Source organism: Flavonifractor sp. An91, assembly GCF_002159225.1.
In the GTDB taxonomy this organism is placed as follows: Bacteria; Bacillota; Clostridia; order Oscillospirales; family Oscillospiraceae; genus Flavonifractor; species Flavonifractor avicola.
On record NZ_NFHA01000020.1, the window covers coordinates 23,176 to 39,059 of the forward strand.

A 15,884-nucleotide genomic window follows, 5' to 3' on the forward strand; every position below is an offset into this window, starting at 1 on the left:
CCTATGGCCGGCATTTTATATCTGGTACCCACCCCCATCGGCAATTTGGGGGACATTTCCCAGCGCATCGCGGACACTCTGGAGTCGGTGGACTTTATTGCTGCCGAGGACACCCGGGTGACCCTCAAGCTGCTCAATCACCTTGGGCTGAAAAAGCCCCTCATCTCCTACTACCGCCACAACACCGAGGCGGGGGGACAGGCGGTGCTGGGCCGCCTGCTGGCGGGGGAGAGCTGCGCCCTGGTTACCGACGCGGGCACCCCGGCAGTGTCCGACCCCGGCGAGGACCTGGTGCGGCTGTGCGCCCAGAGCGGGGTGGAGGTGGTGGCCATTCCCGGCCCCTGCGCCCTCATCACCGCTCTGTCGGTGTCCGGCCTGCCCACCGGCCGCTTTACCTTTGAGGGCTTTCTGGCCATGAACAAGAAAAACCGCCGCGCCCACCTGGAGGAGCTCCGGCAGGAACAGCGGACCATGATCTTCTATGAGGCCCCCCATAAGCTGAATGCCACCCTGGCCGACCTGGCGGAGGTGTTTGGACCGGACCGGCGGATCTCCCTGTGCCGGGAGCTGACCAAGCTCCACGAGGAGGTGCGCCGCACCACTCTGGGGGAGGCGGTGGCCTGGTATGAGGAAAACCCGCCCCGGGGAGAGTTTGTCCTGGTGGTGGAGGGGGCGGCGGAGAGCGCCAAAGAGACCCCCACCCTGGAGCAGGGCCTGGAGCGGGTGGCCCAGCTGCGGACCGAAGGGCTGTCCCTGAAGGATGCCGCCCGGCAGGCCGCCAAGGAGACCGGTTTGCCTAAGAATGAGCTGTACGGCAGGGCGATGAATGAAAAAACGCCGTTATGCTAATGAGAGGAATTGAATATTACAAAACGTATTTTTTGGAGGCGTTCCAAAAATGCTGAATCAGCAAAAAAACGGTCGAATCGCCGGGAAAACAGGGAAAAAGATGGGAAAAAACAGCACAAAATTGCAGGAATCTTTTAACCTGTGTTAATCGTATAATTATTAACAGTAATGGAAAAAGAAAGGGACTCCCCGGCAAAAACGCCAGAGGAGTCCCTTTTTCTTTCAACTCGGATTACTTCAGCTGAAGCTCACGAATGCAGTTGGTGCAGACGTTCTTGCCCTTGAAGTTGATGACATCCTTTGCATCATCGCAGAAAATGCAGGCAGGCTGATACTTTTTCAGCACAATGGAAGCACCGTCCACATAGATCTCCAGAGAGTCCTTCTCTGCGATATCCAGTGTGCGGCGGAGCTCGATGGGCAGAACGATGCGGCCCAATTCATCTACTTTACGTACGATCCCGGTTGACTTCATAAATGCTACTTCCTTTCCCTATTAGTTTCCAATTATTCCCTTCATTAACTAGAAACTGACACAATTATAACACAACGTATTGTTCTGTCAAGCAATGTTACAAAAACTTCATATATTATCTGCCATTTTTCGCCTTGGAATTGGGTATCTTTTCCGAAGCTGGATCGTATAGATAGTCTGAACTGGAAATTTGGACAGGGAAAGGGGCGGACAGCCATGGCAATGGCGGCGATCTGGACGGGCATGGTGGTGATTTCCATCCTGTGTGGGCTGGCCACGGGGAACGGTCCGGCGGTGGGAGCGGCGGCTCTGGAGGGAGCCGGGGCGGCGGTGGATCTCTGTCTGGCCATGGCGGGGGTGCTCTGCCTGTGGATGGGAGTTATGGAGATCATGAAGCGCTCCGGCCTGTCGGCGGGTCTGTCCCGGCTGCTGCGCCCGCTGCTGGGGCGGCTCTATCCGGAGTTTGCCCGGGACCGGGAGGTAATGGATTGTATTTCCGCCAATGTGTCGGCCAATCTGCTGGGGCTGGGCAATGCGGCCACTCCTTTGGGCATTCAGGCCGCTCAGAAGATGAGCCGCCACAGGCCGGGGGTGGCCTGCGACGGGATGTGCATGCTGGTGGTGTGCAACACCGCCTCCATCCAGCTGATCCCCACCACTGTGGCAGGGGTGCGGCTGGCCGCAGGATGTGAGACCCCTTTTGATATTCTGCCGGCGGTGTGGCTGGCCTCCGCCATTTCGGTATGCGTGGGCATCCTGGCGGCCAAGGTGCTGGCCCGGCTGTGGAGGGACTGAGCATGGATACCTTTTTCACCATGCTGGTGCCCCTCATCATTGGAGTGGTGGCCCTGTGGGGTATGGCCCGGAAGGTGGACGTCTACAGCGCCCTGCTCTCGGGGGCCGGGGAGGGGCTGAGCGTGCTCATCCGCATTGTTCCGGCTCTGGTTGGGCTGTTGACGGCGGTCTATATGCTCCGGGCTTCCGGAGCCCTGGAGCTGGCCGCCCAGGCGCTGGCCCCCCTGCTTACTGCCGTGGGCATCCCGCCGGAGACGGTGGGCCTGATGCTGGTGCGGCCGGTGAGCGGCTCTGCTGCCCTGGGCGTGGGAGCGGAGCTCATCTCCACCTACGGTCCTGACTCGGAGATAGGCCGTACCGCCGCCGTTATGCTGGGGTCCACCGAGACCACCTTTTACACCATTGCCGTGTACTTCGGGGCGGCGGGCATCGTCAAAACCCGCTATGCCGTCCCCGCCGCTCTGTGCGCTGACCTGGCGGGCTTTCTGGCTGCCGCCTGGGCGGTGCGTCTGATCTTCTGAGACAAAAAACCGGGACCCGCTGCTTGAGCAGCGGGTCCCGGCCTGTTTACAGGGAGAAATCTTCGTCTTTCAGTTTATCCAGATTGAGCGTCACCGGCGGGGTAGGTACCCGCTTCAGCGGATCATACCGGAAGGCCCGGCAGCTGCCCCCAGGGGAGACCACACCCTTCTTGACGCAGAGGATCTGCTCCTCGTCCAGCTGAGTGCCCCGTTGACAGTAGCAGCAGCGGGGTTCGATATCCTTTTGGAACAGCATGGAATCCCTCCTGTCCTTATATAAATTCAGTACCTGTCATTATACCACGGGCTTGCGGCGTTTGCCAAGGCTTTTTCGTGAACCCAGGGCTGCTGCCAGCAGAAAGCCCAGAAAGATCATCCAGGCGGCCAGGATGGAGGCGGTGAGGGCGCCGTGAAACTCCATACCGGCGATGCCGGCCACCTGATCGGCCAGGTAATTGGAGACGGGGGCGTTGAGGGGGACAAAACGGACCAGAATGCCGATGAAAAGGGCGGACAGACCGCCGTGGAGCAGCTTGCCTACCAGGTAGGTGCCCACCGACAGGCCGCTGCCCCCGATGAAGGAGAGCACCTGACAGTGGACCGAGATGCCTGCCCAGCCCAGCATAAAGGCTGCCATGGTCAACCGGCTGCTGAGGGCGCCTCCCTCCGACAGGGTGGACACCCCGGAGGAGATCTCCAGCGCGCCGGTGAGCAGCCGCTGGGCCCATTCCGGCGTCAGGCCGAAGGGGGCCAGCACGGTGCCCAGCGCCTGGGCCAGACCGGGCAGGAAGCCGGAGCGGATAAGCAGCTGGATGACCACCGTAAAGAACACCACAAAGGCGCAGATATTTAAGGTAGAGAGAAAGGCGCTTTTCACCGAGCCGGTAAAGGCGGTGGAAAAGCGCTGGGCCTGAAACTGGGGCGCGGGACGGGTGGATTTCCCTCTGCCGCTGTCCTCGCCGGCCTTGTAGAAGCGGAAGAGCAGCCCCACACATACCGAGGCCATGGCATGGGCCAGGTAGAGAAGGACTCCCACCGTACTGCTGGCGAAGATACCCGCCCCCACCACGCCCAGGATAAAAGCCGGGCCGGAGTTGTTGCAGAAGGCCAGCAGCCGCTCCGCCTCGGTGCGGGTACACATCCCTTTCTCATAGAGGCTGATGGCGGTCTTGGCCCCCACCGGATAGCCTCCCACAAAGCCCAGGGCAAAGGCGGAGGCACAAGCTCCGCTGACGTGGAACAGAGGGCGCATGATCCCCTCCAGCAGCCGGCCCAGGTAGCGGGCCAGGCCCAGCTCCACCACCAGGGAGGAGAGCACAAAAAAGGGAAAGAGCGAGGGGATGATCACGTTGTAGCACAGCTGGAGGCCGGTGCGGGCCGCCTCCATGGAGGGCTTGGGGTAGAGCATCAGCGCCAATGTGGCGCACAACAGAACAAGACCCAGAATCAGATCGCGGACTCTGGCTTTGGACAGCAGCCGGGACATGGCACACACCTCCTTCACAGATGGGTATGCGCCATGGGGCCAAAAGTTGCCTGTCTCCCTCAGCCGGTGCGGAACACATGGCTGAAGAGGGTGTAATCCTGCTCCAGTTTGGTCAGCAGGCGGTAGGAGCCCCGGTGGAGGGTCCAGTCAATGACCACGCCCCGGAAATGGCGGAGCAGAAAATCGGCGGTCCACTCCGCCGACCAGCCGGGCAGCAGTCCGCCCTCCGCCTCCGCCTGGGCCAGGCAGCCGGCCATAGCCCGAAGGGTGAACCGGCTGGAGTCCATGGAGGAAGTGTCGTCGGGGGCGTCCAGACGCCGTTGATAATACCGGGCCACCAGCTCCCAGCCCAGGTTTTCCAAAAATTCCGCATAGTTGGTCATGAGCCGCCACAGGCGGCGGGCGGGGGGATCGTCCTCATGACCCGCCAGGCACTGCTCCAGATAGGTGTCCAGGGGGGCGAAACCCCGGGAGAGCAGATCCTCCTTGGAGCGGAAGTGGTGATAGAATGCTCCGGTGGTGATGCCCGCCTGCTGGCAGATCTCCCGGATGGATACCTTGTCAAAGCTCTGCTTTCGGGACAGATCCATGGCGGCCTGCAAAATGGCCTGTTCGGTCTGCCTGGCCTGCTCTTTTCTGCGGGTCCGATAGTCCTCCATTGGCTTCCACCTCTTGACAGCAGCGGCTCTTTGCCGCTATAATTTAAGTAGTCACATAACGACGTTATGTCAGTTTCGCAATATTGATTATAGGGTAGGATGATCAACTTGTCAAATGTACAGAAGATCGCGCTGCTTACCGATTCCACCGCCGACCTGTCCCCTGCGCTGCGGGCGGATAAGCCCATCTATACGGTGCCCCTGAAGATCGTCTGCGACGACGGAGAATACTCCGACGGAGTGGACATCTTTGCCAAGGATGTGTATGACCGCCTCCATCGGGGAGAGCTGCCCCGCACCTCTCTGCCTGACGGCGGCAGCATCAGCGACACCCTGGACCGCATCAAGGCCGACGGCTATGAAAAGGTGCTGGCCGTCATGCTTTCCTCCGGGCTGTCGGGCACCTATAATATGGTGCGCCTCCAGGCGGAGACCCGGAAGGACCTGGACATCGCCGTGTTCGACTCCAAAAGCGGCTCCCTGGGTATGGGGATCATGGTGCTCCAGCTGTGGGAGGACATTCTGGCCGGGATGGACTGGGACACTTTGGTGAGCCACTGGGTACCCAAGCTGATCGAAAATACCTTCCCCTTCTTCTCGGTGGACACCCTGGAATACCTGAGCAAGGGCGGGCGGATTGGAAAGGTGGCCGCCTTTGCCGGTACCCTGCTGAGCATCAAACCGGTGATTTCCTTTGCCTCCGACGGCCAGCTTCAGAGCGTGGCCAAGGTGCGGGGCCGCCGGCAGGTTCAGGACAAAATCCTGGAGCTGATGGAACAGCACATCCGGCCCGGCGTCCGGTACAACCTGGGCATTGCCAACGGCGGCGCGCCCGAGGAGATGGCGGAATTTGCCGTCCGGATGAAGGAGCGCTTCCCCGACGCTGTGCATATGTGGGAGGGCGAGATTGACGCCACCCTCAGCGTGTACATCGGCGACGGTGTGCTGGGGGGCGGCATCCAGATTCTGGAGGATTGACAAGTACAAAAAAGCCTGCTGCTGCGGCAGCAGGCTTTTTTTATGGTTTTCAGGCCTGGTCCGGGGGTCCCAGGCGCTTGTGGATGTCCCGGCGGAGCAGGGTGTAGATCACCGAGGCGATGGGTACGCTGATGAGCACACCCACCAGGCCCAGCAGGCTGCCGCCCACGGTAACGGCGGCCAGCACCCAGATGCCGGGCAGTCCCAGGGAGGTACCCACCACCCGGGGATAGATCACATTGCCCTCCACCTGCTGGAGGATAATAAGGAAAATCACGAAAATAAAGGCCTTCAGCGGGGAGACCATCAGCAGCAGGATGGCGGATACGATGGCGCCGATGTAGGCGCCCGCTACCGGGATGAGGGCGGAGGCTCCCACCGTGACGCCGATGAGGGGGGCGTAATCCGGCTGGATAAAGAGCATTCCCAGGGAACACAGGCTGCCCAGGATGCAGGCCTCGATACATTGACCGGTAACAAATTTGGTGAAGGTGGCGGCGGTGAGGGAGACCACGTCCGAGATGGGGCCGGCCACCTTGGCGGGAACATAGGCCTTCAGCAGCCGCCGGCACTGGCCCAGCAGTTTGTCCCGGCCGGAAAGCATATAGATGGAAAAGACCAGGGCCAGCACGCCGGTGACCAGAATGGAGACCAGACCGGTGGTGAACTCCACCAGCCGGGGACCCAGGTTGGACAGGATGTTCAGGGCGTTTTTGAGCACACCCTCCAGGGTGGTGTTCAGGCTGGACAGGTCCAGCTGCTCGATGTCCAGGTGCAGGTATTCCAGCAGCTGGTTGATGGAGTTCTGGGCGTTGGTGATGTAGCCGCCCAGATTGAGCACAAAGGTCTGGATGCTCTCCACCAGCTTGGGCAGCACGAAGGAGAACAACGCCACGATCAGGAGGATGAGGGCCAGATAGGCGGTAAGCACCGCCAGCGGGCGGGCGGCCCCCCGGGCGGGTGTTTTGTCCAGCCCCCGGCTGTACAGCCGGTAAAAGAACTGACAGGGCCGGTTGAGGATAAAGGCCAGACAGAAGCCGATGATCAGCGGCTTAAAGACCGCCAGTAAAGTGCCCAGCACACCGCCGATCACATCCAGACGGGCCAGGACCATAACCAGCAGGACTGCGTATGTAATAATGAGCAGGATACTGCGGAAGAGTTTCTTATCCATGTGAAACCTCGATTTCTTTACAGGAACTGGTGACTCCACTATAGCACCCTCGCCGCATACCGTCAACGGGAAAGCAGGATCTTTAAGAAAATTTAATTAGCGGCCGAATCAAATGCGGCCGGAAGATTTTGCTTGACAAACAAAGTGAGATTTCGTATAATCTAGTAAACAGATAGGAATTAAGTAGATTCCGGAAAGGAGCCACCGATGTCTGAAAAATTTGTCTACGCTGATCATGCGGCTACTACAGCCGTTACCGATACCGCTCTTGCCGCTATGCTGCCCCACTTTACCCGGGATTATGGCAATCCCTCCAGCCTGTATCGCTTTGCCCAGGAGGGCAAGACCCATCTGGAGGAAGCCCGGGCTCAGGTGGCCGCCTGCCTGAACGCAAAGCCGGAAGAAGTCTATTTTACCTCCGGCGGCACCGAGGCCGACAACTGGGCCCTGCGGGGGGTGGCCGAACTGATGGCCCTCAAGGGCAAAAAGACCGGCCATATCATCACTACCGCCATTGAACACCACGCCATCCTCCACACCGCCCAGTGGTTGGAGAAGCAGGGCTATGAGGTGACCTACCTGCCGGTGGACGGGGACGGTCTGGTGGACCCCGCCAACCTGGAACAGGCCATCCGGCCGGATACCATCCTGATCTCCGTCATGGCCGCCAACAATGAGATCGGCACCATCCAGCCCATTGCGGAGATCGGCGCCATTGCCAGAGCCCACAAGGTGCTGTTCCACACCGACGCCGTCCAGGCGGTGGGCCACATCCCGGTGGATGTGGAGGCGTGGAATGTGGACCTGCTCTCCCTGTCCGGCCATAAGTTCGGCGGACCCAAGGGGATCGGGGCCCTGTATATGAAAAAGCCCCTCCGGCTGCCCGCCCTCATCCAGGGCGGCGGACAGGAGAAGGGCCGCCGCTCCGGCACCGAGAACGTGCCCGGCGCCGCCGGTATGGCCGCCGCTTTGAAGGAGGCGGTGGACCACCTGGCCCAGGAGTCCGCCCGGCTGTCCGCCCTGCGGGACAAGCTCATCGCCGGCCTGTCCGTACTGCCCTATACCCGCCTCACCGGGCATCCGGTGAAGCGGCTGCCCGGCACCGCCTCTTTTGTCTTTGAAGGTGTGGAAGGTGAGGCCCTGTTGCTCCATCTGGACGCCAAAGGAATCTGCGCCTCCTCCGGTTCGGCCTGCTCCTCCGCCTCTCTGGACCCCTCCCATGTGCTGCTGTCCATCGGACTGCCTCACGCCATTGCCCACGGGTCCCTGCGGCTCTCTCTGGGAGCGGAGAATACGGAGGAGGATGTGGATTATATCCTGAAAGAAGTACCCGCCGTGGTAGCCTACCTGCGGGAGATGTCCCCGGTGTGGGACAAGGAAGCCCAGAAACCCACCTGGGAACTGTAATTGGAAAGGAGCAACTACAATGCTGTATTCAGATAAAGTGATGGACCATTTTGAGCATCCCCGCAACGTGGGAGAGATCGAGAACGCCGACGGGGTGGGCCAGGTGGGCAATCCCAAGTGCGGCGATATCATGAAGATGTATCTGAAGATCGACGGCGACGTTATTACCGACGTGAAGTTCAAGACCTTCGGCTGCGGTTCCGCCATCGCCACCTCCTCTATGGCCACTGAGATGATCAAGGGCAAGACCATTGCCGAGGCCATGACCCTTACCAACGCCGCCGTGGCTGAGGCCCTGGACGGGCTGCCCGCCCACAAGATGCACTGTTCTGTGCTGGCGGAGGAGGCCATCAAGGCGGCGCTGGCCGACTACTATCAGAAGAAGGGAGAGCCGGTGCCCGAGTCCCTTAAGCTGCCCTGCGACTGTGAGGATGGGCACTGCTGCTCCTCCTGCGGATAACGAAGAAGTCCTGCCGTGAAAACGGCAGGACTTCTTTTATGCGGGCGGAGGAAGCTGGGGTTCCGCCTCCCCCTCCGGCGGGGGAGCCAACTGGAAGGTGACGGTGGCCTTAAACAGATCGCCGTCGATGCTCAGATCGAACTGTCCGTGCTGCAGCTCGGTAAGGCTGCGGGCAATGGACAGCCCCAGGCCGGAGCCGTCGGTGGTGCGGGAGGTGTCTCCCCGGACGAAACGCTCCATCAGCTGCTCTGGGGGGATGTTGAGCTGCTGCCGGGAGATGTTTTTCACCGAGAATACGGCGCTGTTATCCCGGCGGGTGATCTCCAGATAGACCCGGGTGCCCTCCAGGGCGTACTTGTTGCAGTTGGACAGCAGGTTGTCGATGACCCGCCACAGGTGGTGGCCGTCCGCCATGATCCATACTTCTTCTTCCGGATAGAGGGTGACCACGGCCAGATTGCTCTGGGCAAATCGCTCCTCGAATTCACCCAGAGCCTGCTGGACCAGCTGCACCATACCCAGCCGCTCCAGGTGGACGGGCAGGGTGCCGGTGGAAGCTTTGGAGGCCTCCACCAGATCCTCGGTCAGCTTTTTCAGCCGCTGGCTTTTCCGGGTGAGTACCTCGATGTAGGACTGGATCTGGGGATCGTCAATGGGCTGCTTCTTCAGCAGGTCCACATAGTTGATGATGGAGGTCAGAGGGGTTTTCAGGTCGTGGGATACGTTGGTGATGAGCTCCGCCCGGAAACGCTCGCTGCGGATGCGCTCATCCACTGCCTGGCTAATGGTGCCGCCCAGGTCGTTGAGCTGCTTGGCGTGCTGGGCCAGGTCGTGGTACAGGCCCCTGGTGTCGATCTTGAAGCTGGGGTCGCCGCCCAGGATGTGGTCGGCGCCCTGGCGAACCCGGTGCCACTGGATGGCCCAGCGGCACAGCAGCCACAGCACCAGGCCCTGATAGACCGGAACAAGCACTATGGTGAGGGCGGTGAGGTAGGTACCCACCAGATAGAGCAGAAAGAGCACGATGACCCGCCCGGTCAGGGGCCAGCTGTGGGCGGCGTTGCGGATCGCCCGACCCAGTACCTGGATCAGCCGCCAAACAAGGGTGTTGGTCCACAGGGTTTTGGTGCGGATGCGGGTCATAAGGGTGAGCAGGGAGGAGAGCAGACACAGACCCACCCCGCTGGAGACGAGGGCCAGCCCCACCACCACATCGGTGGACGGGCCGTTGGAGTTAAGGGCCACTGCCATGGGATCGCCGCCGGTCAGCAGCAGGATGATGACCCAGAGTTCCAGCAGTACCAGCAGGTCCAGCGGAATGCGGTCAAACCGGCTGGGGATGATGTCCTCTCTGCCGAGACGGCGTCCTACCACCCGGCATAGAAAGACGCAGGCCAGCACGCAGGATACGTCCAGCACTACGGTGAGCACCGCCAGAGCGGGCAGGTACCTGGCATATTCGCTGAAATCCTGGAAGCTGTCCCAGAACTCATCGTGGACTGACAGGGGATAGGCCACGCCGTATTCAATGGCCAGCTCCGTATAGAGCAGGCGGCTGTCCTGGGCCTGGTTGTAGTCCCAGGAGTTTCCGTTAAAGGTGTAGCCGTATTGAGCTGCCAGGGCGGCGTCGGTAGGGGTGAGCAGCTGCTCGGTGCCGTTGTCCAGCACCACATAGAGCAGATAAAACTGCTTTTCTCCGTTCCATACAAAGTAATCCTTCCGGCGCTCGCCGCCGTCGTTGTAGGTGACGTCAATGGAATCCCGCAGGACGGTATGGACGCTGCTTTCCACCGTCTGGCCATCCTCCAGATTGGAGTAGACCAGCGCGCCGCTGTCATTGCGCCGGATGGTAAAGCAGAAATTGGTGCGCTCGCTGTCCAGAGCGTATTCCAGATCGCTGAGGCGCTGTTGGTCCAGGTAGGACAGCGGGGCTTCCCAGGCCTGATACTGGAGCAGCCGGGCCAGTTCTTCCACCGGTACCATACAGTTGCTCATGTATTGAGAACAGGCGTTGCTGGAGTAGTAGCCAACGCCGGTCCACAGGGTGTCCCACTGGGAGAGGATAAACAGAGTGGCCCAGAAGCCCCCAACGCCGGTGCCCAGGGCCAGAAGGAAGGCGATCGCCTTCACCACCAGCCGGGTCCCCAGTTTTTTCATGGTGTTTCCCCTCCTTTTGAATGGGTCAAAGCTTTTCCATCTTGTAGCCCAGCCCCCACACCACTTTAATGTACCTGGGGTTGGCCGGATCGATCTCGATTTTTTCTCTCAGGTGACGGATATGGACCGCCACGGTGTTCTCCGAACCCAGGGAGGGATCGTTCCATACCAGCTCGTAGATCTGGCTGGTGGAAAAGACCCGGCCGGGATTTTTCAGCAGCAGAAGGAGGATGTTGTACTCCAGAGGGGTCAGGTTCACCCGGTCCCCATCCACGGTGACCGACTTGGCGCTGTCGTCCAGAGCGATGCCGCCGTTGGTGAGCAGCTGGGTGTTCTCACTGGCGCCGCTTTTGCCGCCCAGGCTGGTATAGCGCCGCAGCTGACTTTTCACCCGGGCAATGACCTCGATGGGGTTGAAGGGCTTGGTGATATAGTCGTCGGCGCCGATGTTCAGTCCCAGAACCTTGTCGGCGTCCTCACTTTTGGCGGTGAGCAGGATAATGGGAACGTTGAACTTTTCCCTCAGCTTGGCGGTGGCCCGGATGCCGTCCAGGCCGGGCATCATGATGTCCATCAGGATCAGGTCCACCGGCTGGGCCTCCGCCGCCTTGACGGCCTCCAGCCCGTCGTAGGCCTTGACGGTGCGGTAACCTTCGCTGGTCAGGTAGATGTCCAGGGCGGAAACAATGTCGCGGTCGTCATCACAGACGAGAATGGTATACATAGGCTCACCTCGTATGCTGTAAAGAATAGCAGACGTCTTTTAAGGGCGGAACGGGAATTTGTTTAAAAAGCCTTTAAGAGCGTCTGGTCTGATGCGTATTATATCTTATTGTACCTCCAACCACCGGTAAAAGCAAATGCAGGGGTAAATGGCCTCTTCTTCTTTTTCAATGAAGAGGAAAAAACTGTGAAAAATGGTATCATGACGTAAAAAGGACTTGCGGATTGGGAGACGGACGGATATAATGATGAATAAACGCATATTGCGGCGTCCCTGCCGTGCCGTGAAGCGGCCGGCGGGGCTCGCCGTCTTTTTGTGGCTGCGGAAGGAGGCGGGCAACGATGGTGCTCCGGATGGAGAATGGCGACGCCTGGGCGCTGCTCGCCCGTCTGATCAGGGAGAACTTTGGCCGGACGGAACTGCCCCGGGTGGCCCGCATGGAGTCGGGGAAGCCCTGGTTTCCGGATGTGCCCGGCCTGCACTTCAACCTGAGCCACAGCGGCGGCCTGGCCCTGTGCGGGGCAGATGAGGCTCCGCTGGGGGTGGATGTGGAGCGGGTGCGGCCCCGGCGGGCAGGATTGGCCCGTTATGTCCTCTCGGAGAAGGAATTTGCCTGGTTCCAGGACCGGGGGGGAGACTGGGGAAGCCTGTATACCCTGTGGACCCTGAAGGAGGCCAAGGTCAAGTGCCTGGGGACCGGCCTGCGTCAAGCGCCCCGGACCATTGGCGTGCCTCTGCTGGAGCCGGGACAGACGGGGGAACAAGACGGCCTGCGCTTTGGGGCCTACGCCGGTCCGGACTGGCGGGCGGCGGTGTGTACTGCTGGAAAAGAGCCCCTGCCCAGGCAGGTCTGGGCGGGAAAGTGACAATCTGTTTCTTTTTCTTAATATCTTTTTAAGAAACAGGCTCTGATTTTCTAAAAGAACACCCGCTATACTTGACCATGAGAAAGAGTATCGTGAGGAGGGAGCAGCGTGAATATCCTGATCGTAACGGGTAAGTTCGGCATGGGCCACTGGTCGGCCTCCATGTCCCTGCGTCAGCAGCTGCTGCGGGCTTTCCCGGAAGCACAGGTGGAGGTCATGGACCTGATCGCCTATACCAACCACAACTCCGAGTCCATGTACAAGTGGTTCAATGTCCTGGTGACCCGGGGCAGCGGACTGTTCAACCTTTATTATAAGTTTACCCAGAACAAGGATTCCGACGAACGGCCCCTGAATGATGAGCAGTGCCCCGACCGGGTGGAGGAGCTCTTCGAGCGCAAGCGGCCCGATGTGATCATCGCCACTCATCCCATCTGTGCCCGCATTGTGGCCCGCTGGAAGAAGGAGACGGGGAGCAGCCTGCCCATGGTGACCTGCGTCACCGACCTGACCAGCCATTCCGAGTGGATCCACCGGGTTACCGACTGCTATCTGGTGGGTACCGAGGAGATCAGGGAGCGGCTGGCGGCCAAGGGGGTCAGCCGGGACATCATCTATGTCACCGGAATTCCCGTCCGGGCGGAGTTTAAGCTGCCCGTCCACCGGGGCGACCGAAAGGAACGCAACCTACTCATTATGGGCGGCGGCCTGGGCATGATGCCCCGGAAGGATTCCTTCTATGAGGCGCTGGACACCATGCCTGGCGTACATACCACCATCATTACCGGCCGTAACCAGAAGCTGTACGACCGGCTGGTCAACAAATATGAGAACATCCGGGTGATCGGCTTTACCGACCGGGTCTATGAATATATGGCCTGGGCCGACCTGGTGCTCACCAAGCCCGGCGGTATCACCATGTTTGAGAGCATTTTCTCCGAGCTGCCCATTCTGGCCTGGGAGCCCTTCCTGGAGCAGGAGAAGAACAACGCCCGTTTCCTGGTGAAGCGGGGACTGGGCCGTGTGGCGGCCAAGGAGCCCGACGAGTGCCTGACCGCCATTCGGGAACTGATTTATGACGACTATACGCTGGCCGATATGTCGGCCAAAATGCACGCATTGAAAGAACAGCTGGAGCAGGAGAGCCTGACCCATATCCTGGCCCGGCTCACTGCGGGAAAAGGGGTGTGCGCCTGATGGACAAACGGAAGAGTTTGGTCGGTATCGGGCTGATCCTGGCCCTCATGGCCTTTACCGGCTATATGCTGCTCCGGGATATGTCCTTCTCGCGGCTGGCCAGCACCCTGCGGCAGCTCAATCCCCTGTGGCTGCTGGTGGGGCTGGGCATGATGTTCGTGTTTGTGGGCAGCGAGGCCCTGTGTTCCAGGATCGTTTTGGGGCGTCTGGGCCATAAGGTGCGCTACCGCCGCTGTCTGGGTTATTCCTTTGTGGGCTTTTATGTCAGTTCCATTACCCCCTCCTCTACTGGCGGTCAGCCGGCTCAGGTCTACTATATGTCCAAGGACAATATCCCGGCGGCCCACGGCGCGCTGAATATGATGCTCATCGCGGTGTGTTATCAGGCGGTGGTCATCGTCTATGCTCTGGCGGCGGCCCTGACCCACTTTTATCTGGTGCAGAATCTGGGGAGCGGTCTGGGACTGCTGCTGCTCTACGGTGTGGTGGTCAACGGAAGCCTGACGGTGGGAATGCTCTCCCTCATGTTCCTGCCCAACGCTGCCCGCAAGCTTACCGGCGGCGTGCTCAAACTGCTGGTGAAGGTGCGCATCATCCGCAATGGGGACAAGGCCCGCCAGCGGCTGGAGAAGCAGATGGAAGAGTACCACAAGGGCGCCCAGTGCGTCAAACAGAATCCGGGTATGATGGTGGGCCTGGTGCTCATCACCATCATCCAGCTCACCGCTCTCTTCTCCATTCCTGTGGCGGTATACTACGCATTCGGCCTGTCGGGCGCCAGTCCGCTGGAGATCATCGCTACCCAGGCGCTGGTGACCCTGGCGGTGGCCAATCTGCCGCTGCCCGGCGCCGTGGGCGCCTCTGAGGGCGGCTTTGTGACCGCCATGGCCCTCTTCTTCGGTTCCAGCCTGGTGACGCCTGCCGTGCTGGTGTCCCGGGGCATCAGCTTCTACTCCTTCCTGGTGATCAGCGCCATTGTCGCGCTGGCGGTCCATCTGCGGACCCGCCGCCAGCGGAGAATGGAGGATTCCACCCCTTACCCTAAGCAGGCCCGGGGGCCTATCGTGACCTGAAAAACGGCGTCCTATGGACGCCGTTTTTTCCTCTTGTGCCGCCGGGCCGGGTGCATTATAATCAGGGAGAAGAACAAAGGAGGCGGGATGATGTACTATTTGGGGATCGATCTGGGCGGCACCAACGTGGCTGCCGCTGTGGTGACTGAAAACGGTGAACTTTTGGGCAAGGTCAGTCTGCCAACCCCCCGGGGTGTGCCGGCGGAACAGGTAGCCGATCAGATGGCGGCAGCCTCCCGGGCGGCGGTGGAGCAGGTGGGCCTGTCCATGGATGATATTGAGTCGGTGGGCATTGGTTCCCCTGGTACCATTGAGCCTGATACCGGCGTGATCCGGTTCTGGTCCAACCTGGACTTTTCCAATGTGCCCCTCACCGCCCTGATGGAGGAGCGGCTGAATAAAAAGATCTACCTGGAGAACGACGCCAATGCCGCCGCTCTGGGCGAATTTGCCGCCGGCGCCGGCAAGGGCAGCCAGTCCATGATCGCCATTACCCTGGGTACCGGTGTGGGCGGCGGCGCTGTCCTCAACGGCAAGCTGTATACCGGCTTCAACTACGCCGGCATGGAAGTGGGCCACTTTGTCATCGAGCACGACGGCCGGCTGTGTACCTGCGGCCGGAAGGGCTGCTTTGAAGCCTACTGCTCCGCTACCGCCCTCATCAAACGCACCCGTGAGGTCATGGAGGAACACCCCGACTCCAAGCTGTGGGAGTTGGCGGGCACTCTGGAGGCGGTCAACGGCCGCACCCCCTTTGACGCCGCCGCCCTGGGCGACGCGGCCGCCGGAAAGGTCATCGATGAGTATGTGGATTACCTGGGCTGCGGTGTGGCCAGCCTGGTGAACATCTTCCAGCCGGAGGTGTTCTGCATCGGCGGTGGGCCCTCCGCTCAGGGGGAGACGCTGATGGCTCCCGTGCGCTACATCCTGAATCGGGAGGACTACGCCCGCAACAGCGTCCACCGTACCCGGCTGGTGCGGGCGGCTCTGGGCAACGACGCCGGTATCATCGGCGCGGCCCTGCTGCCCCTTTTCCGATAAGTCCAAAACAGGGCCCGCCATC

The 15,884-nt window shown here is 60.6% G+C and carries 17 protein-coding genes; 10 read left to right on the top strand and 7 right to left on the bottom strand.

From position 1 onward, the window contains the following. Positions 1 to 3: 3 nt before the first annotated feature. On the top strand, positions 4 to 849 hold the full coding sequence (rsmI, locus tag B5G42_RS11645) for a 16S rRNA (cytidine(1402)-2'-O)-methyltransferase (RefSeq protein ID WP_087270546.1): 846 nt from the start codon (positions 4 to 6) through the stop codon (positions 847 to 849). A gap of 232 nt (positions 850 to 1,081) precedes the next feature. Here the strand turns inward: rsmI and B5G42_RS11650 are convergent, their stop codons facing one another. Then, on the bottom strand, positions 1,082 to 1,324 hold the full coding sequence (locus B5G42_RS11650) for an AbrB/MazE/SpoVT family DNA-binding domain-containing protein (RefSeq protein ID WP_087187593.1): 243 nt from the start codon (positions 1,322 to 1,324) through the stop codon (positions 1,082 to 1,084). Positions 1,325 to 1,540: 216 nt separating this feature from the next. Here B5G42_RS11650 and B5G42_RS11655 point away from each other — a divergent pair, with 216 nt between their 5' ends. Together B5G42_RS11655 and B5G42_RS11660 are read left to right on the top strand one after the other, a co-directional pair. Continuing rightward, positions 1,541 to 2,119, top strand: a complete 579-nt coding sequence (locus B5G42_RS11655) for a spore maturation protein A (RefSeq protein WP_087270549.1) — start codon at positions 1,541 to 1,543, stop codon at positions 2,117 to 2,119. 2 nt (positions 2,120 to 2,121) lie between these two features. Next, a complete protein-coding gene (locus B5G42_RS11660; RefSeq protein ID WP_087270552.1) occupies positions 2,122 to 2,640 on the top strand; it encodes a spore maturation protein in 519 nt (172 codons plus the stop codon). Between the two features lie 46 nt (positions 2,641 to 2,686). On the opposite strand, the gene B5G42_RS11665 is transcribed toward B5G42_RS11660, so the two are convergent. From B5G42_RS11665 to B5G42_RS11675, 3 genes are read right to left on the bottom strand one after another with little or no spacing between them, the layout of a single operon-like run. Beyond that, positions 2,687 to 2,896, bottom strand: a complete 210-nt coding sequence (locus B5G42_RS11665) for a hypothetical protein (RefSeq protein ID WP_087187596.1) — start codon at positions 2,894 to 2,896, stop codon at positions 2,687 to 2,689. Positions 2,897 to 2,935: 39 nt separating this feature from the next. Then, positions 2,936 to 4,126 (bottom strand): nucleoside recognition domain-containing protein, encoded by a 1,191-nt coding sequence (locus tag B5G42_RS11670; protein ID WP_087270555.1) that lies wholly within the window; start codon positions 4,124 to 4,126, stop codon positions 2,936 to 2,938. 59 nt (positions 4,127 to 4,185) lie between these two features. After that, positions 4,186 to 4,785 carry a TetR/AcrR family transcriptional regulator gene (locus tag B5G42_RS11675; RefSeq protein ID WP_087270558.1) on the bottom strand — a complete coding sequence of 200 codons (600 nt, stop codon included), beginning with the start codon at positions 4,783 to 4,785 and terminating at the stop codon, positions 4,186 to 4,188. Between the two features lie 99 nt (positions 4,786 to 4,884). Between B5G42_RS11675 and B5G42_RS11680 the strand changes: the two genes are divergently transcribed. Then, positions 4,885 to 5,763 (top strand): DegV family protein, encoded by an 879-nt coding sequence (locus tag B5G42_RS11680; protein WP_087270562.1) that lies wholly within the window; start codon positions 4,885 to 4,887, stop codon positions 5,761 to 5,763. 49 nt (positions 5,764 to 5,812) lie between these two features. Here the strand turns inward: B5G42_RS11680 and B5G42_RS11685 are convergent, their stop codons facing one another. Beyond that, positions 5,813 to 6,937 carry an AI-2E family transporter gene (locus B5G42_RS11685; RefSeq protein ID WP_087270564.1) on the bottom strand — a complete coding sequence of 375 codons (1,125 nt, stop codon included), beginning with the start codon at positions 6,935 to 6,937 and terminating at the stop codon, positions 5,813 to 5,815. 207 nt (positions 6,938 to 7,144) lie between these two features. Between B5G42_RS11685 and nifS the strand changes: the two genes are divergently transcribed. After that, on the top strand, positions 7,145 to 8,344 hold the full coding sequence (gene nifS / locus B5G42_RS11690; protein WP_087270568.1) for a cysteine desulfurase NifS: 1,200 nt from the start codon (positions 7,145 to 7,147) through the stop codon (positions 8,342 to 8,344). A gap of 19 nt (positions 8,345 to 8,363) precedes the next feature. Next, the gene (gene nifU / locus B5G42_RS11695; RefSeq protein ID WP_087270571.1) at positions 8,364 to 8,804 is read left to right on the top strand and encodes a Fe-S cluster assembly scaffold protein NifU; all 441 of its coding nucleotides are present in this window, start codon (positions 8,364 to 8,366) and stop codon (positions 8,802 to 8,804) included. Between the two features lie 36 nt (positions 8,805 to 8,840). On the opposite strand, the gene B5G42_RS11700 is transcribed toward nifU, so the two are convergent. After that, a complete protein-coding gene (locus B5G42_RS11700; RefSeq protein ID WP_087270574.1) occupies positions 8,841 to 10,961 on the bottom strand; it encodes a sensor histidine kinase in 2,121 nt (706 codons plus the stop codon). 25 nt (positions 10,962 to 10,986) lie between these two features. Next, complete coding sequence (locus tag B5G42_RS11705; protein WP_087270578.1) at positions 10,987 to 11,685, bottom strand: response regulator transcription factor; 699 nt, start codon at positions 11,683 to 11,685, stop codon at positions 10,987 to 10,989. A 341-nt stretch (positions 11,686 to 12,026) separates the two neighbouring features. Here B5G42_RS11705 and B5G42_RS11715 point away from each other — a divergent pair, with 341 nt between their 5' ends. The 4 genes from B5G42_RS11715 to B5G42_RS11730 all read left to right on the top strand — a co-directional run bounded on the left by B5G42_RS11715 (position 12,027) and on the right by B5G42_RS11730 (position 15,862). Then, the gene (locus B5G42_RS11715; protein WP_242958752.1) at positions 12,027 to 12,551 is read left to right on the top strand and encodes a 4'-phosphopantetheinyl transferase family protein; all 525 of its coding nucleotides are present in this window, start codon (positions 12,027 to 12,029) and stop codon (positions 12,549 to 12,551) included. Positions 12,552 to 12,659: 108 nt separating this feature from the next. Next, a complete protein-coding gene (locus tag B5G42_RS11720) occupies positions 12,660 to 13,748 on the top strand; it encodes an MGDG synthase family glycosyltransferase (RefSeq protein WP_087270585.1) in 1,089 nt (362 codons plus the stop codon). Continuing rightward, positions 13,748 to 14,821: a lysylphosphatidylglycerol synthase transmembrane domain-containing protein gene (locus B5G42_RS11725; protein WP_087270587.1), complete on the top strand. Its 1,074-nt coding sequence runs from the start codon at positions 13,748 to 13,750 to the stop codon at positions 14,819 to 14,821. The genes B5G42_RS11720 and B5G42_RS11725 overlap by 1 nt, the downstream gene beginning before the upstream one ends. 90 nt (positions 14,822 to 14,911) lie before the next feature. Continuing rightward, positions 14,912 to 15,862: an ROK family protein gene (locus B5G42_RS11730; RefSeq protein ID WP_087187607.1), complete on the top strand. Its 951-nt coding sequence runs from the start codon at positions 14,912 to 14,914 to the stop codon at positions 15,860 to 15,862. Positions 15,863 to 15,884 lie beyond the last annotated feature (22 nt).

Bases quoted from the DNA above. Each gene is read 5' to 3' on its own strand.
- rsmI (WP_087270546.1), top strand. From the start codon at position 4: ATGGCCGGCATTTTATATCTGGTACCCACCCCCATCGGCAATTTGGGG.
- B5G42_RS11650 (WP_087187593.1), bottom strand. From the start codon at position 1,324: ATGAAGTCAACCGGGATCGTACGTAAAGTAGATGAATTGGGCCGCATC.
- B5G42_RS11655 (WP_087270549.1), top strand. From the start codon at position 1,541: ATGGCAATGGCGGCGATCTGGACGGGCATGGTGGTGATTTCCATCCTG.
- B5G42_RS11660 (WP_087270552.1), top strand. From the start codon at position 2,122: ATGGATACCTTTTTCACCATGCTGGTGCCCCTCATCATTGGAGTGGTG.
- B5G42_RS11665 (WP_087187596.1), bottom strand. From the start codon at position 2,896: ATGCTGTTCCAAAAGGATATCGAACCCCGCTGCTGCTACTGTCAACGG.
- B5G42_RS11670 (WP_087270555.1), bottom strand. From the start codon at position 4,126: ATGTCCCGGCTGCTGTCCAAAGCCAGAGTCCGCGATCTGATTCTGGGT.
- B5G42_RS11675 (WP_087270558.1), bottom strand. From the start codon at position 4,785: ATGGAGGACTATCGGACCCGCAGAAAAGAGCAGGCCAGGCAGACCGAA.
- B5G42_RS11680 (WP_087270562.1), top strand. From the start codon at position 4,885: ATGATCAACTTGTCAAATGTACAGAAGATCGCGCTGCTTACCGATTCC.
- B5G42_RS11685 (WP_087270564.1), bottom strand. From the start codon at position 6,937: ATGGATAAGAAACTCTTCCGCAGTATCCTGCTCATTATTACATACGCA.
- nifS (WP_087270568.1), top strand. From the start codon at position 7,145: ATGTCTGAAAAATTTGTCTACGCTGATCATGCGGCTACTACAGCCGTT.
- nifU (WP_087270571.1), top strand. From the start codon at position 8,364: ATGCTGTATTCAGATAAAGTGATGGACCATTTTGAGCATCCCCGCAAC.
- B5G42_RS11700 (WP_087270574.1), bottom strand. From the start codon at position 10,961: ATGAAAAAACTGGGGACCCGGCTGGTGGTGAAGGCGATCGCCTTCCTT.
- B5G42_RS11705 (WP_087270578.1), bottom strand. From the start codon at position 11,685: ATGTATACCATTCTCGTCTGTGATGACGACCGCGACATTGTTTCCGCC.
- B5G42_RS11715 (WP_242958752.1), top strand. From the start codon at position 12,027: ATGGTGCTCCGGATGGAGAATGGCGACGCCTGGGCGCTGCTCGCCCGT.
- B5G42_RS11725 (WP_087270587.1), top strand. From the start codon at position 13,748: ATGGACAAACGGAAGAGTTTGGTCGGTATCGGGCTGATCCTGGCCCTC.
- B5G42_RS11730 (WP_087187607.1), top strand. From the start codon at position 14,912: ATGTACTATTTGGGGATCGATCTGGGCGGCACCAACGTGGCTGCCGCT.